The sequence below is a fragment of the Burkholderia sp. MBR-1 genome (genome assembly GCF_013822785.1).
Taxonomy (GTDB): domain Bacteria; phylum Pseudomonadota; class Gammaproteobacteria; order Burkholderiales; family Burkholderiaceae; genus Burkholderia; species Burkholderia vietnamiensis.
On sequence record NZ_CP053609.1, the window covers coordinates 595,914 to 621,988 of the forward strand.

Genomic DNA, 26,075 nt, shown 5'->3' on the forward strand with positions numbered 1-26,075 from the left:
ACGACATGAGCAACCCACTCCTGACCATCCGCAATCTCGCGGTGAATTTCAACGGCCTGCCCGCCGTCGACCGGATCAACCTGTCGATCGCGCCGGGCGAGGTGGTGGGCGTCGTCGGCGAATCGGGCTCGGGCAAGAGCGTGACGATGATGGCGCTGATGGGCCTGATCGACGCGCCCGGCAAGGTGACGGCCGACGAGGTCACGTTCAACGGCGTGGATCTCTTGAAGGCGTCGCCGAAGGCGCGCCGCAAGATCGTCGGCAAGGACATCGCGATGGTGTTCCAGGACGCGCTGACGAGCCTGAACCCGAGCTACACGGTCGGCTACCAGATCAAGGAGGTGCTGAAGCTGCACGAAGGGCTGCGCGGCGACGCTCTGCACCGGCGCGCGCTCGAGCTGCTCGACCAGGTCGGCATTCCCGATGCGAAGAACCGGATCGCGGCGTTTCCGCACCAGATGTCGGGCGGCATGAATCAGCGCGTGATGATCGCGATGGCCGTCGCGTGCAATCCGAAGCTGCTGATCGCCGACGAGCCGACCACCGCGCTCGACGTGACGATCCAGGCGCAGATCATGGATCTGCTCGTGAAGCTGCAGAAGGAGCGCGGGATGGCGCTGGTGCTGATCTCGCACGATCTGGCCGTGGTGTCGGAGGTCGCGCAGCGCGTGGCGGTGATGTACGCGGGCGAGATCATCGAGACCAACCGCGTGCCCGACATCTTCCGCGCGCCGCATCACCCGTACACCGAAGCGCTGCTCGCGGCGATTCCCGAGCACAATCAGGGGGCGCGTCGCCTTGCCGCATTGCCCGGCATGGTGCCGGGCCGCGATGATCGCCCGTCCGGATGCCTGTTCGCGCCGCGCTGCAAGTACGTCGTCGACGATTGCCGCAAGGCGCGCCCGGCGCTCGATCCGCTCGTGGCCGGCAACGATGCGATGCGCGCGCGCTGCATCAAGCCGCTCAATGTTTCCAGCTTCGACCTGACGGGAGGCGCACGATGAATGCTGTCAACGAAACGCGCCGCGCGTCGCCCGACGGGCAGGCCGTGCTGGTTGCCGACCAGCTCGCGAAGCACTACACGGTCAGGCGCGGGATGTTCGGGCAGGGCACCGTGAAGGCGCTGAACGGCGTGTCGTTCACGCTCGAGCGCGGCAAGACGCTCGCGGTGGTCGGCGAGTCGGGCTGCGGAAAATCGACGCTCGCGCGCCAGCTCACGATGATCGAGACGCCCACCTCGGGCAGCCTGATGATCGACGGCAACGACGTGGCCGGCGCCGGCCGCCACACCGTCGCCGACCTGCGCCGCCGCGTGCAGATGGTGTTCCAGAACCCGTTCGCGTCGCTGAATCCGCGCAAGACCGTCGAGCAGACGCTCGCCGAGCCGCTCGAGATCAACGCGAACCTGTCGGCGGCCGAACGCGCAGCGCGCATCGCGCAGATGATGCGCACCGTCGGCCTGCGCCCCGAGCACGCGAAGCGCTATCCGCACATGTTCTCGGGCGGCCAGCGCCAGCGCGTCGCGATCGCGCGCGCGATGATCCTCGAGCCGCGCATCGTCGTCGCCGACGAGCCGGTGTCCGCGCTCGACGTGTCGATCCAGGCGCAGATCCTGAACCTGTTCATGGATCTGCAGGAGCAGTTCAACACGAGCTACGTGTTCATCTCGCACAACCTGTCGGTGGTCGAGCACGTCGCGGACGACGTGATGGTGATGTACTTCGGCAGCGTCGCCGAACTCGGCGACAAGGCGACGATCTACGCGCGGCCGCGTCATCCGTACACGCGTGCGCTGATGTCGGCGACGCCGGCGATCTTCGAGGAAGACCGCCGCGTGCAGATCAAGCTGCAGGGCGAACTGCCGTCGCCGCTCAATCCGCCGTCGGGCTGCGCGTTTCACCAGCGCTGCCCGTATGCGGTCGAGCGCTGCCGTGTCGAGGAACCGCAGCTGCGCGACGTCGACGGACGTCGCGTGGCCTGCCATCGCGCCGAGGAGGTGGGGGAGGCGAATGCCTGACGGGTTGGCGGCGCGCGCGCCTCGCGTGCGCCGGTCGGGAGCCGGCCGCGCGCGCATGCTGCGCGCGTGCCGCAACGCAAGACGCTGGAGCGTGCGCACGGTGACGGGCGCGGCGCTGGCCGGCGCCTGCGTGGCCGCGAGCGTGCTGGTGCCGGCCGCGGCCGCGCGCGCGCAGGAGCGCATGCCGAGCAGTTCGCCGATTCATCGGGCGCAGGCGCCGTCGCCGGGCATGACGCTGCCGGGCTTCCACGCGCCGTCCGTGTCGAGCGGCACGGTCGCGCGCGGTACGGTGCGCGTGCAGCCGGCCCGCATGCCGTTCTACGTCGCGACGCGCGGCAAGGTCACGCTGTACGTGCTCGGCACGCTGCATACGGGCGACCCGTCCGACTACCCGAGCGCGCAGCCGTTCCGGCCCACCATCCTCGCGGCGCTCGCCGCCTCGCCGACGCTCGCGCTAGAGCTGTCGCCGGACGATCTGCTGGAATCGCAGGACGACGTGTCGAAGTACGGCGTCTGCCGCTACCCGTGCCTGCAGCGCCTGCTTCCCGAGCCGTTGTGGCAGCAGCTCGCCGCGCGGCTGCGCGGCAACCCGGCCGCGCTCGCCGAAATCCGCCGGATGCGGCCGTGGCTCGCCGCGCTGGTGGTCGAGACGTACGACTCGTTGTCGGCCGGCCTGCAGACCGAGTACGGCACCGAGGCGCAGCTGCAGAACGTATTTCTGAAGAAGAAGGGCGGCCGCGTGATCGGCCTGGAGACGCTCGCCGAGCAGATGCGCGCGTTCACCGGCCTCACGCTCGCCGAGCAGCGCGAGATGCTCGCGCAGGACATGGTGCAGACGCCCGCGCAGAACGCCGCCGACATCGGCGCGCTGCACCGGCTGTGGCGTATTGGCGACGCCGACGCGATCTCCGCATGGGCGGTCGCGAAGAGCGAGCGGCTCGCACGGTCGAAGGCGCTGTCGGCGTCGATCGACAACAAGATCCTGTACGAGCGCAACCGGCGCTTCGTTGCACGGATGACGGCAATCGCGGCGCCGAACCGGCCGGTGTTCGTCGCGATCGGCGCGCTGCACCTGGGTGGCCAGCGCGGCGTGCTCGAATTGTTGCGCCAGCAGGGGTACCGGGTCGACGCGAACTGAGCGCGCCCGACGCCGCTCGCCGGTCCTCCGCCATTCGATCGGCTGCGCGCTTGCGTGTCGATGCGCGTAAGCGGCCGCGCGAGCCGATAAGGAAAACCCTCGAACCGTCTGGAAATAGCGTTTAAAGCCATTGACATCCGGTTCTGCCAATCTCTATTCTTCACCCCACAAGTTGAAAAAATGCAAAGAATAGAAAAGTTCTACGGGGTAGCAGAAAACAAAGCGCGGGGTTGGCGTAGCCGGCACGTAATCAGCGTGCCGGCCGCGGAGTGTCTGCATGCACGGCGGGGCCAAACATCGTCGTACAGCACATGCATGTGGCAGACTTAGCGGTATAAGCGACGTTCCGTCGTCCGACCGGGGGAAGCAGCAATCGGGCGGCGGCGGACGTTTTTTCATCCGGAGCAGCGTTCCGGTCACCGTCGCAAGACGGTTTCGGGAGGCGAATCGACAGACGGCGAAGCCGCGGCGATTGCGCCAACAGTGAAGCGCCACGAGGGCGCTTTTTTCTTTGGTGCGGCCGATCGGATGCGGCACGCGATGCGTGCGCGAGGGCGTGCCGCGTTACGCGTCTTCGCCGGCCTGCAGCGCGCCGGGCGCGATCACGTCGATGCCGGCCGTCTCGAGCGCCGCGCGAATCCGCTTCGCGAAGGCGAGCGCATGCGGGCCGTCGCCGTGCAGGCAGACGGTCTGCGCATTGAGCGGCACCCACTCGCCCGTCACCGCGCGCACCTGCCGCTCGCGCACCATGTCGAGCGTGCGCGCGAGCACCGCGTCTTCGTCGTCGATCAGCGCGCCGGGCTGGCTGCGCGGCACCAGCGAGCCGTCCGCGCGGTAGCCGCGATCGGCGAACACCTCTTCGATGGCGACGAGGCCCGCATGCCGCGCGGCCGCGACGAACACGCTGTTGGCGAGCCCGAACACCGACAGCGACGGATCGAAATCGTGGATGGCCGACACGACCGCGTCCGCGATCGTCGGATCGCGCGCGGCCTGGTTGTACAGCGCGCCGTGCGGCTTGACGTGCGCGATGCGGCCGCCTTCGGCCTGCGCGATCGCCGACAGCGCGCCCAGCTGGTACAGCACGCCGGCATAGATGTCGCCGGGCGGCAGCTGCATTTCCTTGCGGCCGAAATTCTCCGGATCGTGAAAGCTCGGATGCGCGCCGATCGACACGCCCTTCTGCACGGCCCAGCGCACGCAGTCGCGCATCGCATTGGCGCCGCCTGCATGCCAGCCGCATGCGATGTTCGCCGACGTGACGAGGTCGAGCAGCGCCTCGTCCGATCCGCATCCTTCGCCGAGATCGGCGTTCAGATCGATTTCCATGATGTTCCTCGCCCGCGGGCTGCGCGGGCCGTGTTGCGTACTGCTTGCGCCATTGTCACGCTGCGCGCGATTGCGCGCGGCGACGCGTCTCCTCGCGCATCTCGATCGCGACGTCGATCTGTCTCAGATATGCGCGTTCCGCGTTCAGCGCGGCGCGCGCGGCCTCGGGCGTCGTGCGCACGAAGCGGATCGGCAGGTTGAGCCGCGCCTGCGCGAGTTTCCACAGGTCGGCGCGAATCACCGTGCCGATCTTCGGGTAGCCGCCGGTGGTCTGCGCGTCGTGCATCAGCACGATCGGCTGGCCGTTCGGCGGCACCTGGATCGTGCCGGGCAGCACCGCGTGCGACAGCAGCTCGACCGGCCGCTCGCGCACGAGCTCGGCGCCGGCGAGCCGATAGCCCATCCGGTTGCTGTTGGCGGTGACGAGCCATTCCTCGTCCCAGAGCGCCTGCTGCGACTCGGCCGAGAACGACGCGTAATCGGGGCCCGGCAGCACGCGCACGGGCATCGCCCACGGCGCATGCGCGGGACGGTGGCGGCGCGGCGGTTCGTCGACGCGCACGAACGCGCACCACGCCGGCGCCTTCACGCCGAACTCGGGCGCATCGGACGCGAGGCAGCCGGCGCCGGCCGGCGGCACGCCGACCGGCAGCCGGTCGCCGTCGCGCAGCGCGCGGCCGCCGAGGCCGCCGAAGCGCGCCGCGAGATCGGTGCTGCGCGAGCCGAGCACCGGCAGCACGTCGATGCCGCCCGCGATGCACAGGTAGCCGCGCATCCCGCGTTTCGCGGCCGGCAGCACGAGCGTCTGTCCGGCGTCGACCGGCAGGCTCCACCACGAATACACCGGCTTGCCGTCGAGCGTCGCGCCGAATTCGGTGCCGGTGATCGCGATGCGCGTGGCGCGCGTGAAGCGGAACGCGGCCGGGCCGATCGTGATTTCGACGGCCGCCGCATCGGGACGGTTGCCGACCAGCCGGTTGCCGACTTCGAGCGCGAGGCCGTCGAGCGCGCCGCCTTGCGCGACGCCCAGATGGCGCATCCCGCGGCGGCCGAGATCCTGCACGGTGGACAGCGGGCCGGCGCGCACGACCTCGATCGTGCCGGGGGCGGTTTTCTGGGTCATGTCGCGTCGACTCCGGCAATGGTGAAGCGCACGCGGTCGCCGGGCAGCAGCAGCGTCGGCTGCGGCCGGGCCGGATCGAACAGCACCTGCGAAGTACGGCCGATCAACTGCCAGCCGCCCGGCGCCGTGGCCGGATAGATGCCGGTTTGCGCGCCGCCGATGCCGACCGAGCCGGCCGGCACCTCGAGCCGCGGCGCGGCGCGGCGCGGCGTGTGCAGCGCCGGGTCGAGGCCGCCGAGATACGCGAACCCCGGCTGGAATCCTACGAAGAACACGACGTATTCGCCGCCCGCGTGGCGCGCGACCACTTCGTCGGCCGACAGCCCGGTGTGCGCGGCGACGGCCGCCAGATCGGGGCCGGCGGCACCGCCGTACTCGACCGGGATCTCGACGTCGCGGCCCGGCACGGGCGCGACGTCGGCGCTGTCCCACGCGTCGCGCAGCGCCGGGGTGAGCGACTCGGCGGTTGAGGCGAGCGCGTCGAACACGATCGTCAGATTGTTCATGCCCGGCACGACGTCGATCACGTCGGGCCACGCGCGCGCGGCTTCGGCGACGGCCCACACGCGGCGCTGGCAATCGAGCGTGGCGGGCGCCGGCATCTCGCAGACGAGGGCGGCATCGCCGAGTGGATAAATGCGGGGTTGCGTCATCGGACTGGCACGGTTCGGACGGCAATGTTAGCGTACATTCTCAATAAAATATCGAGAATTTCCCAATAAGCGTTTTCGCCTAGCTCTTATACAGAGGCTTCTGTCGTACACTCGGCTCACCCTGACATCCTGCTTGCGCCGCCCTTCCATGAAGCGTTCTCCGACCAAGATCGTGTCATCCGAACACCTCGTTTCCGAGTCGAGCGTGGAGCTGTCGGAGCTCGAATACGGGCTCATCATGGCCGGCAACGCGTTCAACCGCTGGATGGTGCGCTGCATGTCGGCCGCCGGCGCGAAGGACATGACGGCCGTCGAGGTGTCGCTGCTGCATCACGTGAGCCACCGTGAGCGCAAGAAGAAGCTCGCCGACATCTGCTTCGTGCTCAATATCGAGGATACGCACGTCGCGACCTATGCGCTGAAAAAACTGATCGCGCGCGGCTATGTGAAAAGCGAGAAGAGCGGCAAGGAAGTGTTCTTCTTCGCGACCGATGCGGGCCGCGCGCTGTGCATGAAGTATCGCGAGGTGCGCGAGCACTGTCTGATCGAGACGCTGAAGGACAGCGGCCTCACCAACGAGCAGATCGGCGACGCCGCGCAACTGCTGCGCAACGCATCGGGCCTGTACGACACCGCCGCGCGCGCGGCCGCCTCGTTGTAAACGATTGCGGCTCGGACGCCGAGCGCGGCGACGCGCGGGATGCCGGCGCGGCGTCGCGCGTCGCGTCATCCGGCGTCCGGGTAGAGCGCGCGGTCGGTGACGATCCAGCCCATCGCCAGATCGTGCGCCTCGGCCGGCAGCGCGTCGACGCGGCACGCGTCGTACGCGATGCCGACCGTCACCGGCAGCGTGTCGCCCGGCCATGCCGCGAGCGTGCGGTCGTAATAGCCGCCGCCGTAGCCGAGCCGGTAGCGCTGCAGATCGAATCCCACACACGGAATCAGCAACAGGTCGGGCACGACCGCGATGCCCGACGCGGGCTCCGGAATCCGGTGATGCCCTTCGCGCATCGGCGTGTGCGCATCCCATGCATGGAACGCGAGCGGCGTGTGCTTCTCGCCGATCACCGGCAGCGCGGCGCGGCGGCCGGGGCCGGCGGCGGCCCACGCGAGCACGGCGTCGCGCGCGTCGAATTCGCCGGGCAGCGGCCAGTAGAAGCCGACCGTGCGCGGCGCGAGCCGTTCGAGCAAGCCGCGCAGCCGGGCCTCGAGCGCGGCGTTCGCGGCCGGCTGCGACGCGGCGTCGCGACGCGCGCCGGACAGCGTTCTGCGCAGTGCAACCTTCGGGTTCGGCACAGGGTTGCATGCTATGCTTTCGCTCACTTCGTGCTCCATTCAAAACGATGTCGAACAGCCTTTTCCGAGTATATCGCGCGGTCGCGCTCACGCTTTCGGCCGCCGCGCTCGTGGCGGGCACGAGCGCGTGCGCTGCACCGGGCGACGACACGCTCGCCGGGGACGATCAGATCTTCGTGCAGCTGCGCGAAGCCGCGCGCCGCAACGATGCCGCGAAGGCCGCGCAGCTCGCGTCGATGATCCCGAACTATCCGGTGCCGTCCTACGTCGAGTATTTCCAGATCAAACCGCAGCTGTTCGATTCGACCGGACGCGCGCGCGTCGATGCGCCGGACGCGCCGGTGCAGTCGTTCCTGCAGCGCTACGACGGCCAGGCGATCGCCGATCGCCTGCGCAACGACTACCTGCTCGTGCTCGGCGCGCGCCACGACTGGCGCGGCTTCGACGATCAGTACAAGCGCTTCGTGCTCGACGACGACACGCAGGTCAAATGCTATGCGCTCGAATCGCGCGCGGCGCGCGGCGAGAACGTCGCCGATGCCGCCCGCGCGCTGCTCGTCGAGCCGAAATACTACGGCGACGCCTGCGTCGACCTGATCACGGCGCTCACCGTCAACCAGCAGTTCACGAGCGACGACGTGTGGCAGCAGGCGCGCCTCGCTTTCGAGCAGAACTACACGACGCTCGGCGGCAAGATCGTCGACGCGCTCGGCCCGCGCCCGGCCGGTTTCGACCAGGCGACGAGCGCGCCGCCGCTGTACCTCGCGCGCGGCGTCGGCGCGGACGCCGCATCGCACCAGCTCGCGCTGATCGCGCTCGGCCGGATGGCGCGCAACGATCCCGATGCGGCCGCCGGAATGCTCACCTCGCTCGCCGGTTCGCTGACGAAGCGGGAGCAGGCGATCGCGTGGGGCGCGATCGGCTACCAGGCCGCCATCAAGCGCTCGGCGCTCGCGTCCGACTGGTATGCGAAATCCGCCAACGCGCCGCTGTCGAACCCCGGCTACGAATGGCGCACGCGCGCCGCGCTGCTGGCCGGCAACTGGCCGATGGTGCGCTGGTCGATCGAGCAGATGCCGCCGTCGCTGCGCAGCGATCCCGCATGGATCTACTGGCACGCGCGCGCGCTGAAGCAAAGCGGCGACACGCTGCAGGCGAACCAGGAATTCGAGCAGGTGGCCGGGCAGTACAACTTCTACGGGCAGCTCGCCGGCGAGGAGCTGGGCCAGCGCACGTCGGTGCCGCCGCGCACGAAGGTGAGCGACGCCGAGATCGACGCGATGAGCAAGATTCCGGGCTTCGCGCTCGCGCAGCGCTTCTACGGCCTGAACCTGCGCCTCGAGGGCAACCGCGAATGGAACTGGCCGCTGCGCGGGATGACCGATCGCCAGCTGCTCGCGGCCGCCGCGTACGGCAAGCGCATCGAGCTGCTCGACCGCACGGTGAATACGGCCGACCGCACGAAGGCCGAGCACGACTTCACGCTGCGCTATCCGTCGCCGTACCGCGACATCGTCGAGCGCTATGCGCAATCGACCGGGCTCGACGTCGAATGGGCGTACGGGCTGATCCGCCAGGAGTCGCGCTTCATCACGAACGCGCGTTCGTCGGTCGGCGCGGGCGGGCTGATGCAGCTGATGCCGGCCACCGCGCAGCTCGTCGCGAAGAAGCTCGGGATGGGCACGATCACGCGTGCGCAGATGCACGACATCGACACCAACATCCAGCTCGGCACCTGGTATCTGGCCGACATCTACAACAACTTCGACAGCTCGCCGGTGCTGGCGACCGCCGGCTACAACGCCGGGCCGGGACGGCCGCGCCAGTGGCGCCAGGTGCTGACGCGGCCGGTCGAAGGCGCGATCTTCGCCGAGACGATTCCGTTCAACGAGACGCGCGAGTACGTGAAGAACGTGCTGTCGAACACGGTCTACTACGCGGCGCTCTTCGAGGGCAAACCGCAGTCGTTGAAGAAGCGCCTGGGCACGATCTCGCCCTGATCCGCAACCTTCGTGCTGCACGCGCGCCGCGCGGCAGCGTGAAGGGGCCGTTCACGCGAATGGCCGGCTCGCGAACGCCCGGTGCACGCCGTTTCGTGCGCGCGCGTGCCACGCGCCACGCACGCCGTCATCGGCGTGAACCGTCCATCGGAGGACCGAACATGGAACGCCAGACCGTCGCGCTGCTGGGCGGCACCGGCTTCATCGGCAGCCGGCTCGTCAATGCGCTGATCGAAGCCGGCAAGCATGTGCGGGTCGCCACGCGGCGGCGCGAGCATGCGCGCCACCTGCAGATGCTGCCGATCGAGATCGTCGAGCTCGACGCGCTCGATGCGCGCACGTTGACCGGCTTCGTCGCCGGCGCGCATGCGGCCGTCAATCTGATCGGCGTGCTGCACGGCGGGCGCGGCTCGCCGTACGGGCCGGGCTTCGAGCGCGCGCACGTCGCCGTGCCGGCCGCGCTCGGCGCCGCGTGCGCGCAGGCCGGCGTGCGGCGCGTGCTGCACATGAGCGCACTCGGCGCCGATTCGAACGGCCCGAGCATGTACCAGCGCTCGAAGGGCGACGGCGAAGCCGCGCTGCGGGCGGCCGCGGCGGCCGGCCCGCTCGCGCTGACGATCTTCCGCCCGTCGGTCGTCTTCGGCCCCGGCGATGCGTTCCTCAATACGTTCGCGAACCTGCAGCGCACGCTGCCGGTGCTGCCGCTCGCGATGCCGGACGCGCGCTTCCAGCCGGTGTTCGTCGGCGACGTCGTGCGCGCGTTCGTCAACACGCTCGATCTGGCGGCCGCGCACGGCAAGACCTACGAGCTCGGCGGCCCGACGGTGTACACGCTCGAGCAGCTGGTGCGCTATTGCGGCACGCTGGTCGGCCGGCACGCACGCATCGTGCGGCTGCCCGATGCGCTCGCGCAGCTGCAGGCGCGCGTGTTCGAATGTCTGCCGGGCGAGCCGGTCATCACGCGCGACAATCTCGCGTCGATGTCGCAGCCCAACGTGCTGTCCGGGCCGCTCGCGCCGGAACTCGGGCTCACGCCCGCGAGTCTCGAAAGCATCGCGCCCGCGTACCTCGGCGCCGCCGCGCAGCGCTCACGCTTCGACTGGTTCCGCGCGCGCCGCTAGGCGCCGCCGGCCGTCGCTTTCCGTCGTCCAACCTCGCGCTAATCGGAACACCGCCATGAAACTCGTCATTGGAGACAAGAACTACTCGTCGTGGTCGATGCGGCCCTGGCTGCTGCTCGCGCATTTCGGCATCCCGTTCGACGAGATCGCGATCGAACTGCGCCGCGACGACACGGCCGCGCGGATCCGCGAGTATTCGCCGACCGGCAAGGTGCCGTGCCTGATCGACGATCACGGCTTCGCGATCTGGGATTCGCTCGCGATCGCCGAGACGCTCGCCGAGCGCTATCCGCAGTTTCCGATGTGGCCGGCCGATCCGCTCGATCGCGCGCACGCGCGCTGCATTTCGGCGGAGATGCACGCCGGTTTCACCGCGTTGCGCACGGAAATGGTGATGAACGTGCACGCGTCGGCGCCCGGCCGCGGCGCGACGCCCGACGCGCTCGCCGACGTCGCGCGCATCGACACGCTGTGGGGCGCCTGCCTGGCGGCGTCGGGCGGCCCGTTCCTGTTCGGCGAATTCGGGATTGCCGATGCGATGTATGCGCCCGTCGTGATGCGCTTCAACACCTATGCGCCGGAGCTGTCGCCGGAGGCGGCCGGGTATGCCGCGCGCGTGACGGCGCTGCCGGCGGTGCAGCGCTGGATCGAAGGCGCGCGGCGCGAAACCAACGTGATCGCCGAGTACGAATCGACGCCATGAACATTTACGCAGTAGGCGGAGCGATCCGCGACGCATTGCTCGGCGTGCCGGTGCAGGACCGCGACTACGTGGTGGTGGGCGCGACGCCCGAGCAGATGGCCGCGCAGGGCTTCCGGCCGGTCGGCAAGGATTTCCCGGTGTTCCTGCATCCGGACACGCAGGAGGAGTACGCGCTCGCGCGCACCGAGCGCAAGACGGCCGCGGGCTATCACGGCTTCCAGTTCTATTACGCGCCCGACGTGACGCTCGACGAGGACCTCGCGCGGCGCGACCTGACGATCAACGCGATGGCGCGCGAAGTGAGCCCGGACGGCACGCTGGTCGGGCCGGTGATCGACCCGTTCGACGGGCAGGCCGATCTGCGCGCGCGGGTGTTCCGGCACGTGAGCGACGCGTTCGTCGAGGATCCGGTGCGGATTCTGCGGATCGCGCGCTTCGCCGCGCGCTTCGCGGATTTCACGGTGGCCGACGAGACGCTCGCGCTGATGCGGCGCATGGTCGACGCGGGCGAGGCGGACGCGCTGGTGCCCGAGCGCGTATGGCAGGAAATCGCGCGCGGGCTGATGGAGGCGACGCCGTCGCGGATGTTCGACGTGCTGCGCGAATGCGGCGCGCTCGCGCGCGTGCTGCCCGAGGTCGATGCGCTGTGGGGCGTGCCGCAGCGCGCCGACTACCACCCGGAAGTCGACACGGGCGTGCACGTGATGATGGTCGTCGACTACGCGGCGAAGCAGGGCTATTCGCTGCCGGTGCGCTTCGCGGCGCTCACGCACGATCTCGGCAAGGCGACGACGCCGGCCGACGTGCTGCCGCGTCATGTCGGCCACGAAGGCCGCAGCGTCGAGCTGATCAAGCCGTTGTGCGAGCGGCTGCGGGTGCCGAACGAATGCCGCGACCTCGCGCTGGTGGTCGCGCGCGAGCACGGCAACCTGCATCGCGTGATGGAGATGGGCGCGGCCGCGCTGGTGCGGCTGTTCGAGCGCAGCGACGCGCTGCGCAAGCCGGCGCGCTTCGCCGAGATGCTGCAGGCGTGCGAATCGGATGCGCGCGGCCGCCTCGGGCTCGACACGCAGCCGTATCCGCAGGCCGAGCGGCTGCGCGTGGCGCTGGTCGCGGCGCGCAGCGTCGATGCCGGCGCGATCGCGCGCGGTATCGGCAACGATGCGATGCAGATCAAGGACGCCGTGCATCGCGCACGGATCGACGCGGTCAAGCAGGCGCTGGCGATCGCGGAATAGGCGAGGGGCGGTTGGTGGGGTGGGGGCCGCGTGGCTTGTCGCGGCGGGGATCGCGGCCGGGCCGATTACGGCGCGGCCGATTACGCCCGGATGAGCGCGGCGCGGCTTGTTGAGGCCCGGCCCGTCTGGGTCATGCGTGTCTGGGCCCGACGAATCGCAGCCCTGCCAATCGTGGCCCATCCAGTCACGGCCGGCTTGTCGCGTCTCGTCCCGTCAATCCCAGCCCGGTCGATTCATTGCTTCGTCCGCGCGCGCGCCGCGGCAACCCGGCCCTTGCCCGCAGTCGCGCGCGGTTTCCCGCCGCCCGGCTGTGGTGCGCCACGCGCCGGCGTGCCAGCGGCTGAGGCGGCCGGCTCGTCCTCGGCCCGCACGCCATTCGACACCGATTCGCGCCGGCTCACGCGCGGCTCGCCGGGCGTCGCGCCGGCCTCGCGCGCGAGCAGCCTGATCTTCATGGCCGCCGAGCCCAATTCCGCACCGTCGTCGAACAGCGGCAGCGTGCCGACCGCGATCAGCTCGGCCGGCCCGTCGCCGACATTGGCGACGCGATGGCGCTTCCTCGCATCGAAATGCAGCGAATCGCCGGCCGACAGCGGGTAATCGCGCTTGCCGATCGTGTAGCACACGCGGCCGGCGAGCACGTACACGAACTCGTCGCCGCCGTGCGCGACCCACTCCGACCGGTAGCCCTCCATCATCCGCACCTTCAGCGCATTGATCTGGCTGCCGTCGAAGGTCGTCGACAGCCGCTCGTACCACTGCGACGCCGCGTCGAGCGCATAAGGCTCGCGGCGGCCCGCGTGCGAATCGGGCTGCGCCTGGCGCGGCTGGTCGATCAGCGTGCCGAGCGGCACCTTCAGCGCGTTCGCGACGTTGACCAGCGACGACAGCGAGATGCCGGTCAGATTGCGCTCGACCTGCGACAGGAAGCCGACCGACAGGTGCGCTTCGGTCGCGACTTCCAGCAGCGTCTTCTTCGCTTCCCGGCGCAGGCGCCGAATGCGCTGGCCGATACGCATGATGTCTGAATCCATGAATCTCTTTCGTGGCAACTCGTGGCAACGAACCGGAAAGCGCGCAACACGCGGCGCGGCGGCCGCGCCCCAGCATGCCGCGCATCGCCCGCGGCACGGCCGTCGGGCGGCGATGCCGGCGCATTGTACCCGTGGCACCGTGACGCCGCCCGTAGCCGTCGGTGGTCGCCGAGCGGGCCGCCGCGTCACGATCGGTAATTTTAGCCCTACGAAAATTTGCGCTTGACCGCCCTGTATGCGTGCTCTAGATTTTGTCCCTCATCAAACAAAGTTAAGTGGGACAAAAATTGAGCCGCAGCGTCGGGGCGTTCGCCGCCACGCCGCCGCCGGCCGTCGACAACAATCAATGACGGGTATCCGATGATCGATCGACTCCAATTCAGCTTCTCCGGCCTTGCCGCGTACGATGCGCGCGTCGCCGACACGCAGGCCGGCCTGTCGCGCCTGCTCGACGCCGCGCGGCTCGATGCGGTCGTGGTCACGTCGCAGGACGAGTACATCACCGAATACCTGCCGCGCTGCAACAACCCGCGCTATGCGCTGTCGGGCTTCGACGGCTCGGCCGGCTGCGGAATCTTCCTGAGCGCGGCGACGGCGCACGCGCTCGGCATCCCGCCGTTCGTGCTGTTCGTCGACGGCCGCTATCACCTGCAGGCCGAACGGCAGTGCGACCCGGCGCGCGTGCAGGTCGTGAAGCTCGGCATCGACGTGACGATCTGGCAGGCGCTCGCCGGCTGGCTGGTCACGCACGCGGCGCGGCTCGCGCGGGTCGGCTACGACGCGTGGCGGATCAGCATCGCGCAGCGCGACCGGCTGCTCGCGCAGACGCAGCCCGCGTCGCTCGACTGGGTGAGCCTCACGTCGCGCGAAATCGATCGCGCGATCGCGCTGCCGGGCTGGGTCGTCGAACGGCCGATCTTCGGGTTGCCGGAGGCGACGACCGGCGTGAGCGTCGCGCAGAACCTCGACGCGCTGAACGGCCGGCTCGCCGCGCACACCGACACGGCGAGCGACACGGCGAGCGACACGGCGACCGCCACGGCGACCGCCACGACGACCGCCACGACGACCGACACGACGCCCCCCACGACCGCCTTCGTCACCTGCGCGTCCGACGATCTCGCCTATCTGCTGAACAGCCGCGGCTATCACATCCCGAATGCGTCGTCGCATCTCGGCTTCCTGTTCGTGCTCGGCGAGCAGGTCGCGCTGTTCCTGCCCGAAGGCTGCGACCGCTGTGCGGTCGACCTGCCGTCGTACCCGGCGTTGCACGTGATCCGGCGCGACTTCGCCGAACTGGAGCGCTTCCTCGCCCGCTTCGCCGTCGAGCACGTCTGCTACGGCTTCGAATCGGTCAACTGCGCGCTCGTCGAATCGGTGCGGCGCGTCTGGCCGCATGCGCGCCACGCCGATTTCAACCCGGTCGAGGCGCTGCGGGCGAGCAAGACGCCGGCGGCGCTCGAGCGCTTTCGCGATGCGTTCGCGCGCAGCTCGGCGGCGATCGCCGAGACGATGCGCTGGGCCAAGACCGGCGAGCCGGGACGGCGCCACACCGAATACGACCTGGCGCGCAAGATCAACGACGCGTACGGCGCGCGCTCGGCCGTCGCGCTGACGTTCCCGTCGATCGCCGCGAACGGCGCGAACAGCGCGTTCGCGCATTACACGGAGGCGAGCGCCGACGTCGAACTGACCGAGGGCGAACTCGTGCTGCTCGACAGCGGCGCGTACTACGACGCCGGCTTCGCGACCGACTGCACGCGCGTGGTGCTGCGTCGCACGCGAGCGGAGACGGTCGCGCAGCCGTGGCAGCGCGAAATCTACACGGTCGCGCTGAAGGCCTGCATCAAGGGGCTCGTCACGCGCTTCCCGAATACGGCGACGGGCGGCGACGTCGATGCGACGGTGCGCCAGGTGTGCCGCGACCACGGCTACGATTACGGCCACGGCACCGGTCACGGCGTCGGCATCCACGTGCACGAGGGCGGCGTGCGCTTCGCGCCCGGCGCGTCGTACGGGCTGGTGCCGAATGCGGTGATTTCGGTCGAACCGGGCATCTACCTGCCGGGCAAGGGCGGCGTGCGGATCGAGAACATCGTGATCGTCCATGCGGACGACGCCGAAGCGGGCACCGTCGCGTTCGAAAACCTCGTCACCGTGGGCTACGACTGGGACCTGATCGACGTCGCGCTGCTCGACGACGACGAGCGCGCGTATCTGCGCGACTACGAACGGCTTTGCGCGCAACGCGGCACGCAGGTCACCGCGTGTCCGTTGCTGTAAAGGAAGGGTAGTGCGGCGCGGCCGCGCATGGTGCGACGGGGCGCCGGCGCTGCGGCGCGCGCGGCGTTCAGCGCATCAGCGCCGACACGCGTCCGTCCGGCCCGTAGACGCCGGCCGGCGCGGACGCCGAGCGCAGCACCGCGAGCGCGCGATCGTTGTAGTCCATCCGGATCCGGATCAGCATCCCGTTGGTCGCATTGGCCTGGCGCGCGCGTTCGGTGGCCTGCAGCAGCAGTTGCCAGCGGCCGGCGAGACGCGCGTCGCGCTCGGCGGCCTGATCCATGCCTTTCTTGCCGGCCGGAAAGCCGAGCGCCGACAGCTGCGCGTCGCGCGTGCGCTCGAGCTGCGCGAGCCGATCGATCAGCTCGCTCTTCTTTTCGACGATACCGGGCAGCATGTCGAGCGGCTGCGGCGTCGTCAGCGCCTTTTCTTCATACGCGAGCAGCGACGCGAACGCTTCGACCGTCGCGTGTTCGTCGTTGACCGTGGCCAGCAGCTCTTCTCTCATCGCGTCATGCTCGTCGCGCCGGCACGCGTTCCCGCATGCCGGCCATCCAGGGGACCGGTCAGGGCGTGACGGGCCCCGGGCCGGCTCAGTTGCTCTGCGAGCGCTGCCGTTGCAGCAGGTCGCGGGCGGTATTCAGTACGCCGTCGGCGATCTTGTTCACGTCGATCGTCAACGAGCCGTCCTTCAATGCGTCCTTGATCGACTGGACCAGCGCCGTGTTGATGTCGGCGCTGCCGGAGGCCGACAGCGAACGCAGCTGTCCCGACAGACCCGACAGGTTCACGCTCGTGTCGCCGCCGGTCGATCCAGCGTCGCCGGCCTGCGCGGACGACGACGAAGCCGCGCCGGATTGCGCGCGGGTCGCGCCGTTGCCGGTGGGCGCGAGTGGGCTCGGGTTCGGAGTGGAATCGATTTTCACGATGGTTTTCCTGTTCGGTTTGACCCAGATAACGGCCGGGCCGGCCCGAACTTTAGCATCGCGGGTGCGAAATTCTCCGAATAAACAATTCTTTGCAATGTTGCGGCGGGTTCGGTCCCTATAGCGGAATTTCCACCGTGCCGGCGTCCTTGACGATCGCCGTGACGATCTGGCCGGCCGCCATCCTGACCCGCACCGACTGGCCCGGCGCCGCGTTCGCGAGCGCGTTGCCCTCGGCCGAGATCGTGAAACCGGGGCCGGCCGCGACCACCCGCACCGTCTGGCCGGCCGACACCGACGCGGCGCTCTTGAGCATGTCCTGGCGCAACGGCAGCCCGGCCGCGATCCGCGCGAGCGAGGTCGCGCCGATCGCCTGCGCCGGATCGGTGATCACCGCGAGCGGCAGCACCGTCAGGTCGCCGTTGCGGGCGATCAGGTCGGCTGCGGTGAGCGGCTCGCCCGGCGCGATCTGCCGCGCGGCGACGTAATAGGTGGCCTGCACGGTGACCTTCGCCTGCAGATAGACCGTCCACGGCCGCGCGCCCGCGCAGCGCACGCCGACCGTCGTGCGGCCCCACAGGCGCGCGCCGGTCGGCAGGAACGGCTCGAGCGTCGTGCATTCGGCGAGCCCGCGCGGAAACGCGGCGGCGACCGTCGTGGTGGTCTTGCCGGGCAGCCCCGCGATCTGCTGCTGCAGGAACGCGAGCGCGCTGCGCCGGATCGATTCGGGGTCTTGCTGGCCGGGCGGGGTCGCAGGCTGTGCCGCGGCGGCCGGCTGGGGCGCGGGCGCGGCGTACGCGGTGCGCACGGCGGCCGCGCGCGCGGCGAAGGCCGGCCGCGGCGCGTTCGACGCCGGTTCGGGCGCGCCGGCGACGACGGTCGCGACGGCGCCCGGATCGGCAGCGCGCGGTGCCGCGTAGCGGGGAGCGGCGTAACTGGAGGCGGTAGCGGCAGTAGCGGCGTGCGCGGCATAGGCGCTGCTGACGGAATTGGCGCGCGCGTCCGCGTAGGCGGCGCGCGGGGCGGCGCTCGGCACCGCAGCCGGCGCCGGGACGTCGACCACGACCATCGTGCCGGCCGGCTGCGCGGCAGGTGCAACCGTGCCCGCGCCGACCATGCCGGCGCCTGCGATCGCGCCCACGCCGGCATTCCCGACCGGCGCCGCGCCGCCGCTGCCCGCGACCGTCGCAACGCCCGCGCCGCCGCGGCCCGGTTGTCCCACGCCCGCCGCGCCCGCCACGCCCGCCACGCCCGCCACGCCCGCCGCGCTCGCCGCGCTCGCATGGGCGAGCGCGGTCTCGACCGTCTCGCCGCGCCCCGGGATCACGATCATCGCGTCGTCCGCGTGCGCGCCCGGCGCCGCGAGCCACAACGCCGCGGCGAGCGCGAACGCACGCCGCACGCGCTTGCCGCGTGCGCCGTCGTTGCGAAGTGCGCTGCCTGTCATCGCCGTGTCCTCGAAACCGTTGATCCGATTCGCATTCTAGGCAGCGGGGCCGTCGCGCAAACGATGAATAGAGGGGGCCTTTGGCGCGTTATTCGTCCGATTGCGGGTTGTGCCGCACCCCTACCATCGGTGTCATGGAAAAAAGCCCCTTGGGTCGCCATCCGGCGCGGGGGGGCGTGCAGCGCTTCATCTGGAGAGACGCACACATGCTGGACAAACTCGATGCCGAATTCGCGTTCGGCCGACAGGCGCTCGACGTGCGCGCCTATCGGCAGGAACTGTTGTCGTCGAACATCGCGAACGCCGACACGCCGGGCTATCAGGCGCGCGACGTCGATTTCGCGTCGGCGCTCGCGCGCTCGCTGAAGCAGACGGACGGCGGCCTCGCGCCGAGCAACGCCGCGCAACTGCCGATGGCGCAGCCGGCCGGCGTGACGAGCGGGATGACGATGGTGTCCACCGCGCCCGGCCACATGGCCGGCGCCGCGAAGCTGATCCCGACCGGCGGCCCGGCCGACGACTACGGTCGCGCGCAGTACCGGATGCCGCTGCAGCCGTCGCTCGACGGCAACACGGTCGACCTCGACGTCGAGCGCGTGCAATTCGCGAACAACGCGCTGCACTACGAGAGCGGCATGACCGTGATGACCCAGCAGATCAAGACGATGATCGCCGCGATCACGAGCAACCAGTAACGGCGCGCCCCGCCATCGAATCCGAGCACCAGGAGCCACCATGCCCTCGTTGATGAACATTTTCGGCGTCGCCGGTTCGGCGCTGTCCGCGCAATCGCAGCGCCTGAACGTCACCGCGTCGAACCTCGCGAACGCCGACAGCGCGACCGGCCCCGACGGCAAGCCGTACAAGGCCAAGCAGGTCGTGTTCGCGACCGACCCGCTCGGCGGCGCGCGCACCGCGTCCGGCCAGGGCGTGGGCGGCGTGCGCGTGACCAAGGTCGTCGACGACCCGTCGCCGATGAAGTCGACCTACGACCCCGCGAACCCCGCCGCCGACGCGAACGGCTACGTGCAGATGCCGAACGTCGACCCGGTGCAGGAGATGGTGAACATGATCTCGGCGTCGCGCTCGTACCAGGCCAACGTCGAGACGCTGAACACCGCGAAGACGCTGATGCTCAAGACGCTGACGATCGGCACGTAAGCCGCGCGCCGCGCCAGATTCGACAGTTCCGACAGTTCCGACCCAAGGCCACCAGGATGACATCCTCCAACACGACGATCGGCAGCAACGGCACCAACGTGTCGACGTTGCCGACCGACACGATGAACACCAACAAAGTGTCGACGACCGGCACGTCGGCGAGCGACCTGCAGGCGACGTTCCTGAAGCTGCTCGTCACGCAGTTGCAGAACCAGGACCCGACCAGCCCGGTCGACAGCTCGCAGATGACGTCGCAGCTCGCGCAGATCAACACGGTCAGCGGCATCGCGCAGCTGAACTCGTCGCTGTCGTCGCTGTCGACGCAGCTCGCGGCCGGCCAGCAGACGCAGGCCGCGCTGCTGATCGGCACCAACGTGCTCGCGCCGGGCAACGACGTCTCGGTGAAGAGCGGCGCGGCGTCGCCGTTCGGCGTGTCGCTCGCGAACGACGTGTCGAACCTGACCATCACCGTGAAGAACAGCGCGGGCGTCGTCGTCAACACGATCGACGCGGGCAAGCAGTCGGCCGGCACGGTGCCGTTCAACTGGACGCCGACCGATGCAGCCGGCAATGCGCTGCCGGACGGCAAGTACACGGTGAGCGCGCAGTACACGGGCAGCGACGGCAAGACCTATGCGCCGACCGTGCTCGCGGCCGCGCAGGTACAGAGCGTCATCAAGCAGGCCGACGGCACCGCGGGGCTGGTGCTGTCGAACGGCACGACGGTGGGCTTGACCCAGGTCGCGTCGATTTTCCCGAACACCGCGTCGTCGTCGTCCGGCGGCACGACCACCACCAACTGATCCAGCTTTCTCGCAAACGGAGACCGAAATGGGTTATCAACAGGGTCTGAGCGGCCTCGCCGGCGCATCGAACGCGCTCGACGTGATCGGCAACAACATCGCGAACGCGAACACGGTCGGCTTCAAGTCGAGCACCGCGCAGTTCTCCGACATGTACGCGAACTCGATCGCGACGTCGGTCAACACGCAGATCGGGATCGGCACGACGCTCGGGTCGGTGCAGAAGCAGTTCGGCCAGGGCACGATCAACACGACGAATTCGTCGCTCGACGTCGCGATCAACGGCAACGGCTTCTTCCAGATGTCGAACAACGGCGTGACGACCTACTCGCGCGACGGCACGTTCCAGCGCGACAAGAACGGCTACATCGTCAACGCGCAGGGCATGAACCTGATGGGCTACGCGGCCGACAAGAACGGCGTGGTCAGCACCGCGCAGACCGTGCCGCTGCAGGCGCCGACGTCCAACATCGCGCCGACGCCGACCACCAAGATCGTCGGCCAGTTCAACCTGAACTCGCAGGACGTGGTGCCGACCAAGACGCCGTTCAACGCGACCGACAGCGCGACCTACAACTACTCGACCGCGATCCAGGTGTACGACTCGCTCGGCGGCTCGCAGGCGGTCAACATGTACTTCGTGAAGTCGGCGGCCGGTGCGTGGGAAGCGTACGCGGGCGTGCAGGGCGGCACGATGACCGATCTCGGCACGGTCAAGTTCGATTCGTCGGGCGCGATCACGAGCACGACGCTGCCCGCGTCGGCCACGCCGACCGCATCGCTCGGCCAGTTCCAGTTCAGCGTGCCGACCACCGACGGCTCGTCGACGCCGCAGGCGCTGACGCTCGACCTGACCGGCACCACGCAGTACGGCGGCAAGGACGGCGTGAACAACCTCGCGCAGGACGGCTACGCGAGCGGCACGCTGACGACCTTCTCGATCGGCGCGGACGGCAAGCTGACCGGCAACTATTCGAACGGTCAGACGGCGGTGCTCGGCCAGATCGCGATCGCGAACTTCAACAACCCGAACGGCCTGATCAACCTCGGCGGCAACCAGTACGCCGAGACGGCCGCGTCGGGCGTGCCGCAGATCTCCGCGCCGGGCAGCACCAACCACGGCACGCTGCAGGGCAGCGCGCTGGAGAACTCGAACGTCGACCTCACGTCGCAGCTCGTGAACCTGATCACCGCGCAGCGCAACTACCAGGCGAACGCGCAGACGATCAAGACGCAGCAGACCGTCGACCAGACGCTCATCAACCTGTAAAGCGCGGATAACCGGCAGCCATGGACCGACTGATCTACACGGCGATGACGGGCGCGTCGCAGTCGCTCGACCAGCAGGCGATCGTCGCGAACAACCTCGCGAACACGTCGACGACGGGCTTTCGCGCGCAGCTCGCGAACTACCGCGCGGTGCCGATGAATTTCGGCGACGGCAGCACGATCGACCCGACGACGACGCGTACCTACGTGCTCGCGTCGACGCCCGGCGCGGACTACGCGCCGGGTCCGATCACGCGCACCGGCAACCCGCTCGACGTGGCCGTGCAGGGCGCCGGCTGGCTGTCGGTGCAGACCGCCGACGGCGGCGAGGCTTACACGCGCGCCGGCAACCTGCACGTCGACGAGAACGGCCAGCTCGTCAACGCGAGCAACCTGCCGGTGATCGGCAACGGCGGCCCGATCTCGGTGCCGCCGAACGCGGAAGTCACGATCGGCAAGGACGGCACGGTGTCCGCGCTGATGCCGGGCGACCCGCCGACCGCCGTTGCGATGGTCGATCAGATGAAGCTCGTGAACCCCGACCCGACCACGCTCACGCGCGGCAACGACGGGCTGTTCCGCACCGCCGACGGCAATCCGGCCGACGCCGACCCGAACGTCGTCGTCACGCCGAATTCGCTCGAAGGCAGCAACGTGAACCCGGTGACCGCGATGGTCGCGATGATCGACAACGCGCGGGCGTTTCAGCTGCAGTCGAAGCTGATCCAGACGGCCGACCAGAACGAGCAGTCGGCGAACCAGCTGCTCAACTTCAGCTGAGCGGCACGGCCCTCGCTACCAGGAGAAGATTCAACATGAACCGATCGCTCTACATTGCCGCCACCGGCATGAACGCGCAGCAGGCGCAGATGGACGTGATCTCGAACAACCTCGCGAACACCAGCACCAACGGCTTCAAGGCGTCGCGCGCGGTGTTCGAGGATCTGCTGTACCAGACGATCCGCCAGCCGGGCGCGAACTCGACGCAGCAGACCGAGCTGCCGTCGGGCCTGCAGCTCGGCACCGGCGTGCAGCAGGTCGCGACCGAGCGCCTGTACACGCAGGGCGGCCTCACGCAGACCGGCAACTCGAAGGACGTCGCGATCAACGGCGCGGGCTTCTTCCAGGTGCTGATGCCGGACGGCACCAACGCCTACACGCGCGACGGTTCGTTCCAGACCAACGCGCAGGGCCAGCTCGTCACGTCGAGCGGCTATCAGATCCTGCCGGCGATCACCGTGCCGCAGAACGCGCAGTCGCTGACGATCGGCAAGGACGGCGTCGTGTCGGTCACGCAGCCGGGCTCGAACAACGCGGTGCAGATCGGCTCGCTGCAGATCGCGACCTTCATCAACCCGGCCGGCCTCGAGGCGAAGGGCGAGAACCTGTTCGCCGAGACCACCTCGTCGGGCGCGCCGAACGTGTCGCAGCCGGGCCTGAACGGCGCGGGCGTGCTCAACCAGGGCTACGTCGAGGCGTCGAACGTGAACGTCGTGCAGGAGCTCGTCAACATGATTCAGACGCAGCGCGCGTACGAGATCAACAGCAAGGCCGTGACGACGTCCGACCAGATGCTGCAGACCGTCACGCAGATGAAGACCTAACCGGAAGTCCCGCCGTCGCCATGAAGCAGGTCCGCCTCCTCCCGTCAGCCACCGTCCGCGCCGCGTGCGCGGTCGCGGTGGCCGCGCTCGCCGGTTGCGCGCAGATTCCGCGCGATCCGATCATCCAGCAGCCGATGACGGCGCAACCGCCGATGCCGATCGCGATGCAGGCGCCCGGCTCGATCTTCAATCCGGGCTTCGCGGGCCGGCCGCTGTTCGAGGATCAGCGGCCGCGCAACGTCGGCGACATCCTGACGATCGTGATCGCGGAGAACATCAACGCGACCAAGTCGTCGGGGGCGAACACCAACCGGCAGGGCAACACCGACTTCAACGTGCCGACGGCCGCGTTCCTCGGCGGGCTGTTCGCGAAGGCGAACCTGTCGGCGACCGGCGCGAACAAGTTCGCGGCGACCGGCGGCGCGAGCGCCGCGAACACGTTCAACGGCACGATCACCGTGACGGTGACCAACGTGCTGCCGAACGGCAACCTCGTCGTGAGCGGCGAGAAGCAGATGCTGATCAATCAGGGCAACGAGTTCGTGCGCTTCTCGGGGGTCGTCAACCCGAACACGATCTCGGGCGCGAACTCGGTCTACTCGACGCAGGTGGCCGACGCGCGGATCGAATACTCGGCGAAGGGCTACATCAACGAAGCCGAGACGATGGGCTGGCTGCAGCGCTTCTTCCTCAATCTGGCACCGTGGTGATCCCGATGCAGCAGCCTCTTTTCCACCGCCTGTCGCGGCGCGCAGCGCGTGCGCTGGCCGGCGCATTCATGCTGATCGCGTGCGCGTTCGGCGCCGCCGGCGCCCATGCGGAGCGCCTCAAGGATCTCGCGCAGATCCAGGGCGTGCGCGACAACCCGCTGATCGGCTACGGCCTCGTGGTCGGCCTCGACGGCACCGGCGACCAGACGATGCAGACGCCGTTCACGACGCAGACGCTCGCGAACATGCTCGCGAACCTCGGCATCTCGATCAACAACGGCTCGGCGAACGGCGGCTCGTCGTCGCTGAACAACATGCAGCTGAAGAACGTCGCGGCGGTGATGGTGACCGCCACGCTGCCGCCGTTCGCGCGGCCGGGCGAGGCGCTCGACGTGACGGTGTCGTCGCTCGGCAACGCGAAGAGCCTGCGCGGCGGCACGCTGCTGCTCACGCCGCTGAAGGGCGCGGACGGGCAGGTGTACGCGCTGGCGCAGGGCAACATGGCGGTCGGCGGCGCGGGCGCGAGCGCGAACGGCAGCCGCGTGCAGGTCAACCAGCTCGCGGCCGGCCGCATCGCCGGCGGCGCGATCGTCGAGCGCTCGGTGCCGAACGCGGTCGCGCAGATGAACGGCGTGCTGCAGCTGCAACTGAACGACATGGACTACGGCACCGCGCAGCGGATCGTGTCCGCGGTGAATTCGAGCTTCGGCCCGGGCACCGCGACGGCGCTCGACGGCCGCACGATCCAGCTCGCCGCGCCGGCCGACCCGTCGCAGCAGGTCGCGTTCATGGCGCGCCTGCAGAACCTCGACGTGAGCCCGGACAAGGCGGCCGCGAAGGTGATCCTCAACGCGCGCACCGGCTCGATCGTGATGAACCAGATGGTCACGCTGCAAAGCTGCGCGGTCGCGCACGGCAACCTGTCGGTGGTCGTCAACACGCAGCCGGTGGTGTCGCAGCCGGGGCCGTTCTCGAACGGGCAGACGGTGGTCGCGCAGCAGTCGCAGATCCAGCTGAAGCAGGACAACGGCTCGCTGAAGATGGTGACGGCCGGCGCGAACCTCGCCGACGTCGTGAAGGCACTGAATACGCTCGGCGCGACGCCGGCCGACCTGATGTCGATCCTGCAGGCGATGAAGGCGGCGGGTGCGCTGCGCGCCGATCTGGAGATCATCTGATGGCGAATCTTCCGAACGCAAACGACCTGACGCAGCGCTTCGCGCTCGACGTGCAGGGTTTCGACGCGCTGCGCGCGCAGGCGAAGGCGTCGCCGCAGGCCGGCGCGAAGGCGGTCGCGGGCCAGTTCGACGCGATGTTCACGGAAATGATGCTCAAGAGCATGCGCGACGCGACGCCCGACGGCGGGCTGCTCGACTCGCACACGTCGAAGATGTACACGTCGATGCTCGACCAGCAGCTCGCGCAGCAGATGTCGAAGCGCGGCATCGGCGTCGCCGATGCGCTGATGAAGCAGCTGCTGCGCAACGCGGGCCAGGGCGCCGACCCGGCGGGCGATGCCGGCGCGGCCGGCCTCGGTGCGACGGGCCTGGGCGCGGCCGGCGCCGGCACGTCGGGCAACGAAGGCAGCCTCGCCGCGATGAACGCGATGGCGCGGGCCTACGCGAATGCGGCGAACAACGGCGCGCTCGCCGGCACGCGCGGCTACTCGGCCGGCAGCGCGCTGACGCCGCCGCTGAAAGGCTCGAGCGGCGTGCAGGACGCGGACGCGTTCGTCGACCGGCTCGCCGCCCCCGCGCAGGCGGCGAGCGCGGCGACCGGCATTCCGGCGCGCTTCATCGTCGGCCAGGCTGCGCTCGAATCGGGCTGGGGCAAGCGCGAGATCCGCGCGAGCGACGGCTCGACCAGCTACAACGTGTTCGGCATCAAGGCGAACAAGGGCTGGACGGGCCGCACGGTGGCGGCGCTCACGACCGAATACGTGAACGGCACGCCGCGCCGCGTGGTCGCGAAGTTCCGCGCGTACGACTCGTACGAGCACGCGATGACCGACTATGCGAGCCTGCTGAAGAACAACCCGCGCTACGCGGGCGTGCTGAGCGCGAGCCGCAGCGTCGAGGGCTTCGCGCACGGCATGCAGAAGGCCGGTTACGCGACCGACCCGCACTACGCGAAGAAGCTGATCTCGATCATGCAGCAGATCGGCTGACGCGCCGCGCCGCCACGGCCGCGCGGCGTGATTTCCTGCCGTGTTCCCGACCG

General features: G+C 69.5%; 26 protein-coding genes. 18 read left to right on the forward strand and 8 right to left on the reverse strand.

The features are described 5' to 3' along the window. Positions 1-5: 5 nt before the first annotated feature. Genes MBR110_RS02795 through MBR110_RS02805 form a run of 3 tightly spaced genes read left to right on the forward strand, consistent with a single transcriptional unit; the run spans position 6 to position 3,155 of the window. Positions 6-1,004, forward strand: a complete 999-nt coding sequence (locus MBR110_RS02795) for an ABC transporter ATP-binding protein (RefSeq protein ID WP_034192484.1) — start codon at positions 6-8, stop codon at positions 1,002-1,004. Beyond that, complete coding sequence (locus tag MBR110_RS02800) at positions 1,001-2,017, forward strand: peptide ABC transporter ATP-binding protein (protein ID WP_011886279.1); 1,017 nt, start codon at positions 1,001-1,003, stop codon at positions 2,015-2,017. The genes MBR110_RS02795 and MBR110_RS02800 overlap by 4 nt, the downstream gene beginning before the upstream one ends. After that, on the forward strand, positions 2,010-3,155 hold the full coding sequence (locus MBR110_RS02805; RefSeq protein WP_041493913.1) for a TraB/GumN family protein: 1,146 nt from the start codon (positions 2,010-2,012) through the stop codon (positions 3,153-3,155). The genes MBR110_RS02800 and MBR110_RS02805 overlap by 8 nt, the downstream gene beginning before the upstream one ends. Positions 3,156-3,719: 564 nt before the next feature. Here the strand turns inward: MBR110_RS02805 and pxpA are convergent. From pxpA to pxpB, 3 genes are read right to left on the reverse strand one after another with little or no spacing between them, the layout of a single operon-like run. Further along, positions 3,720-4,484, reverse strand: a complete 765-nt coding sequence (pxpA, locus tag MBR110_RS02810; RefSeq protein WP_059462212.1) for a 5-oxoprolinase subunit PxpA — start codon at positions 4,482-4,484, stop codon at positions 3,720-3,722. A gap of 55 nt (positions 4,485-4,539) precedes the next feature. Further along, positions 4,540-5,607 (reverse strand): biotin-dependent carboxyltransferase family protein, encoded by a 1,068-nt coding sequence (locus MBR110_RS02815; protein WP_011886276.1) that lies wholly within the window; start codon positions 5,605-5,607, stop codon positions 4,540-4,542. Then, positions 5,604-6,260 carry a 5-oxoprolinase subunit PxpB gene (gene pxpB / locus MBR110_RS02820; protein ID WP_011886275.1) on the reverse strand — a complete coding sequence of 219 codons (657 nt, stop codon included), beginning with the start codon at positions 6,258-6,260 and terminating at the stop codon, positions 5,604-5,606. Before pxpB ends, MBR110_RS02815 begins: the two co-directional genes overlap by 4 nt. A 148-nt stretch (positions 6,261-6,408) precedes the next feature. On the opposite strand from pxpB, the gene MBR110_RS02825 reads away from it, so the two are divergent. Further along, positions 6,409-6,921, forward strand: a complete 513-nt coding sequence (locus MBR110_RS02825; RefSeq protein ID WP_014723821.1) for a winged helix DNA-binding protein — start codon at positions 6,409-6,411, stop codon at positions 6,919-6,921. Positions 6,922-6,986: 65 nt separating this feature from the next. On the opposite strand, the gene MBR110_RS02830 is transcribed toward MBR110_RS02825, so the two are convergent. Then, positions 6,987-7,595 (reverse strand): 5-formyltetrahydrofolate cyclo-ligase, encoded by a 609-nt coding sequence (locus tag MBR110_RS02830; RefSeq protein ID WP_046423598.1) that lies wholly within the window; start codon positions 7,593-7,595, stop codon positions 6,987-6,989. Positions 7,596-7,603: 8 nt separating this feature from the next. Here MBR110_RS02830 and MBR110_RS02835 point away from each other — a divergent pair, with 8 nt between their 5' ends. From MBR110_RS02835 to MBR110_RS02850, 4 genes are all read left to right on the forward strand, one after another. Then, on the forward strand, positions 7,604-9,556 hold the full coding sequence (locus MBR110_RS02835) for a lytic transglycosylase domain-containing protein (protein ID WP_059474618.1): 1,953 nt from the start codon (positions 7,604-7,606) through the stop codon (positions 9,554-9,556). Positions 9,557-9,717: 161 nt separating this feature from the next. Beyond that, on the forward strand, positions 9,718-10,677 hold the full coding sequence (locus MBR110_RS02840) for a complex I NDUFA9 subunit family protein (protein WP_034192488.1): 960 nt from the start codon (positions 9,718-9,720) through the stop codon (positions 10,675-10,677). 55 nt (positions 10,678-10,732) lie between these two features. Beyond that, positions 10,733-11,380: a glutathione S-transferase family protein gene (locus MBR110_RS02845; protein ID WP_181709157.1), complete on the forward strand. Its 648-nt coding sequence runs from the start codon at positions 10,733-10,735 to the stop codon at positions 11,378-11,380. Further along, a complete protein-coding gene (locus MBR110_RS02850; RefSeq protein WP_034192489.1) occupies positions 11,377-12,618 on the forward strand; it encodes a multifunctional CCA addition/repair protein in 1,242 nt (413 codons plus the stop codon). The genes MBR110_RS02845 and MBR110_RS02850 overlap by 4 nt, the downstream gene beginning before the upstream one ends. A gap of 233 nt (positions 12,619-12,851) precedes the next feature. Here the strand turns inward: MBR110_RS02850 and MBR110_RS02855 are convergent, their stop codons facing one another. Next, positions 12,852-13,652, reverse strand: a complete 801-nt coding sequence (locus MBR110_RS02855) for a helix-turn-helix domain-containing protein (protein ID WP_059735158.1) — start codon at positions 13,650-13,652, stop codon at positions 12,852-12,854. A 360-nt stretch (positions 13,653-14,012) separates the two neighbouring features. Between MBR110_RS02855 and MBR110_RS02860 the strand changes: the two genes are divergently transcribed. Continuing rightward, positions 14,013-15,935: a M24 family metallopeptidase gene (locus MBR110_RS02860; protein WP_059735157.1), complete on the forward strand. Its 1,923-nt coding sequence runs from the start codon at positions 14,013-14,015 to the stop codon at positions 15,933-15,935. Positions 15,936-16,002: 67 nt separating this feature from the next. Here MBR110_RS02860 and MBR110_RS02865 read toward each other — a convergent pair whose 3' ends face one another. From MBR110_RS02865 to flgA, 3 genes are all read right to left on the reverse strand, one after another. Further along, positions 16,003-16,443, reverse strand: a complete 441-nt coding sequence (locus MBR110_RS02865) for a flagella synthesis protein FlgN (protein ID WP_011886266.1) — start codon at positions 16,441-16,443, stop codon at positions 16,003-16,005. A gap of 85 nt (positions 16,444-16,528) precedes the next feature. After that, a complete protein-coding gene (flgM, locus tag MBR110_RS02870; protein ID WP_011886265.1) occupies positions 16,529-16,861 on the reverse strand; it encodes a flagellar biosynthesis anti-sigma factor FlgM in 333 nt (110 codons plus the stop codon). A gap of 118 nt (positions 16,862-16,979) precedes the next feature. Then, positions 16,980-18,308, reverse strand: a complete 1,329-nt coding sequence (flgA, locus tag MBR110_RS02875; RefSeq protein WP_181709158.1) for a flagellar basal body P-ring formation chaperone FlgA — start codon at positions 18,306-18,308, stop codon at positions 16,980-16,982. A gap of 206 nt (positions 18,309-18,514) precedes the next feature. Between flgA and flgB the strand changes: the two genes are divergently transcribed. From flgB to flgJ, 9 genes are read left to right on the forward strand one after another with little or no spacing between them, the layout of a single operon-like run. Further along, positions 18,515-19,003: a flagellar basal body rod protein FlgB gene (gene flgB / locus MBR110_RS02880; RefSeq protein WP_011886263.1), complete on the forward strand. Its 489-nt coding sequence runs from the start codon at positions 18,515-18,517 to the stop codon at positions 19,001-19,003. 40 nt (positions 19,004-19,043) lie between these two features. Next, on the forward strand, positions 19,044-19,469 hold the full coding sequence (gene flgC, locus MBR110_RS02885) for a flagellar basal body rod protein FlgC (protein WP_011886262.1): 426 nt from the start codon (positions 19,044-19,046) through the stop codon (positions 19,467-19,469). A gap of 56 nt (positions 19,470-19,525) precedes the next feature. Beyond that, complete coding sequence (locus MBR110_RS02890; RefSeq protein ID WP_011886261.1) at positions 19,526-20,272, forward strand: flagellar hook assembly protein FlgD; 747 nt, start codon at positions 19,526-19,528, stop codon at positions 20,270-20,272. Positions 20,273-20,300: 28 nt separating this feature from the next. Next, positions 20,301-21,542, forward strand: coding sequence for a flagellar hook protein FlgE (gene flgE, locus MBR110_RS02895; RefSeq protein WP_045578706.1), 1,242 nt, complete (start codon positions 20,301-20,303; stop codon positions 21,540-21,542). Positions 21,543-21,562: 20 nt separating this feature from the next. Further along, positions 21,563-22,321 carry a flagellar basal-body rod protein FlgF gene (gene flgF / locus MBR110_RS02900; RefSeq protein WP_011886259.1) on the forward strand — a complete coding sequence of 253 codons (759 nt, stop codon included), beginning with the start codon at positions 21,563-21,565 and terminating at the stop codon, positions 22,319-22,321. A 35-nt stretch (positions 22,322-22,356) separates the two neighbouring features. Further along, positions 22,357-23,145, forward strand: coding sequence for a flagellar basal-body rod protein FlgG (gene flgG / locus MBR110_RS02905; RefSeq protein WP_011886258.1), 789 nt, complete (start codon positions 22,357-22,359; stop codon positions 23,143-23,145). A 20-nt stretch (positions 23,146-23,165) separates the two neighbouring features. Beyond that, positions 23,166-23,855, forward strand: a complete 690-nt coding sequence (gene flgH, locus MBR110_RS02910) for a flagellar basal body L-ring protein FlgH (RefSeq protein ID WP_011886257.1) — start codon at positions 23,166-23,168, stop codon at positions 23,853-23,855. A gap of 5 nt (positions 23,856-23,860) precedes the next feature. Then, a complete protein-coding gene (locus MBR110_RS02915; protein WP_034192572.1) occupies positions 23,861-25,033 on the forward strand; it encodes a flagellar basal body P-ring protein FlgI in 1,173 nt (390 codons plus the stop codon). Further along, the gene (gene flgJ / locus MBR110_RS02920) at positions 25,033-26,022 is read left to right on the forward strand and encodes a flagellar assembly peptidoglycan hydrolase FlgJ (protein WP_014723811.1); all 990 of its coding nucleotides are present in this window, start codon (positions 25,033-25,035) and stop codon (positions 26,020-26,022) included. The genes MBR110_RS02915 and flgJ overlap by 1 nt, the downstream gene beginning before the upstream one ends. Positions 26,023-26,075 lie beyond the last annotated feature (53 nt).

Coding starts and splice junctions, on each gene's coding strand:
- MBR110_RS02815 (WP_011886276.1), bottom strand. CDS start 5,607: ATGACCCAGAAAACCGCCCCCGGCACGATCGAGGTCGTGCGCGCCGGC.
- MBR110_RS02855 (WP_059735158.1), bottom strand. CDS start 13,652: ATGGATTCAGACATCATGCGTATCGGCCAGCGCATTCGGCGCCTGCGC.
- flgC (WP_011886262.1), top strand. CDS start 19,044: ATGCCCTCGTTGATGAACATTTTCGGCGTCGCCGGTTCGGCGCTGTCC.
- pxpB (WP_011886275.1), bottom strand. CDS start 6,260: ATGACGCAACCCCGCATTTATCCACTCGGCGATGCCGCCCTCGTCTGC.
- MBR110_RS02805 (WP_041493913.1), top strand. CDS start 2,010: ATGCCTGACGGGTTGGCGGCGCGCGCGCCTCGCGTGCGCCGGTCGGGA.
- flgJ (WP_014723811.1), top strand. CDS start 25,033: ATGGCGAATCTTCCGAACGCAAACGACCTGACGCAGCGCTTCGCGCTC.
- MBR110_RS02865 (WP_011886266.1), bottom strand. CDS start 16,443: ATGAGAGAAGAGCTGCTGGCCACGGTCAACGACGAACACGCGACGGTC.
- MBR110_RS02915 (WP_034192572.1), top strand. CDS start 23,861: ATGCAGCAGCCTCTTTTCCACCGCCTGTCGCGGCGCGCAGCGCGTGCG.
- flgH (WP_011886257.1), top strand. CDS start 23,166: ATGAAGCAGGTCCGCCTCCTCCCGTCAGCCACCGTCCGCGCCGCGTGC.
- flgB (WP_011886263.1), top strand. CDS start 18,515: ATGCTGGACAAACTCGATGCCGAATTCGCGTTCGGCCGACAGGCGCTC.
- MBR110_RS02825 (WP_014723821.1), top strand. CDS start 6,409: ATGAAGCGTTCTCCGACCAAGATCGTGTCATCCGAACACCTCGTTTCC.
- MBR110_RS02850 (WP_034192489.1), top strand. CDS start 11,377: ATGAACATTTACGCAGTAGGCGGAGCGATCCGCGACGCATTGCTCGGC.
- MBR110_RS02890 (WP_011886261.1), top strand. CDS start 19,526: ATGACATCCTCCAACACGACGATCGGCAGCAACGGCACCAACGTGTCG.
- MBR110_RS02840 (WP_034192488.1), top strand. CDS start 9,718: ATGGAACGCCAGACCGTCGCGCTGCTGGGCGGCACCGGCTTCATCGGC.
- flgE (WP_045578706.1), top strand. CDS start 20,301: ATGGGTTATCAACAGGGTCTGAGCGGCCTCGCCGGCGCATCGAACGCG.
- flgA (WP_181709158.1), bottom strand. CDS start 18,308: ATGACAGGCAGCGCACTTCGCAACGACGGCGCACGCGGCAAGCGCGTG.
- MBR110_RS02795 (WP_034192484.1), top strand. CDS start 6: ATGAGCAACCCACTCCTGACCATCCGCAATCTCGCGGTGAATTTCAAC.
- flgF (WP_011886259.1), top strand. CDS start 21,563: ATGGACCGACTGATCTACACGGCGATGACGGGCGCGTCGCAGTCGCTC.
- MBR110_RS02860 (WP_059735157.1), top strand. CDS start 14,013: ATGATCGATCGACTCCAATTCAGCTTCTCCGGCCTTGCCGCGTACGAT.
- MBR110_RS02845 (WP_181709157.1), top strand. CDS start 10,733: ATGAAACTCGTCATTGGAGACAAGAACTACTCGTCGTGGTCGATGCGG.
- flgG (WP_011886258.1), top strand. CDS start 22,357: ATGAACCGATCGCTCTACATTGCCGCCACCGGCATGAACGCGCAGCAG.
- MBR110_RS02830 (WP_046423598.1), bottom strand. CDS start 7,595: ATGGAGCACGAAGTGAGCGAAAGCATAGCATGCAACCCTGTGCCGAAC.
- MBR110_RS02835 (WP_059474618.1), top strand. CDS start 7,604: ATGTCGAACAGCCTTTTCCGAGTATATCGCGCGGTCGCGCTCACGCTT.
- pxpA (WP_059462212.1), bottom strand. CDS start 4,484: ATGGAAATCGATCTGAACGCCGATCTCGGCGAAGGATGCGGATCGGAC.
- MBR110_RS02800 (WP_011886279.1), top strand. CDS start 1,001: ATGAATGCTGTCAACGAAACGCGCCGCGCGTCGCCCGACGGGCAGGCC.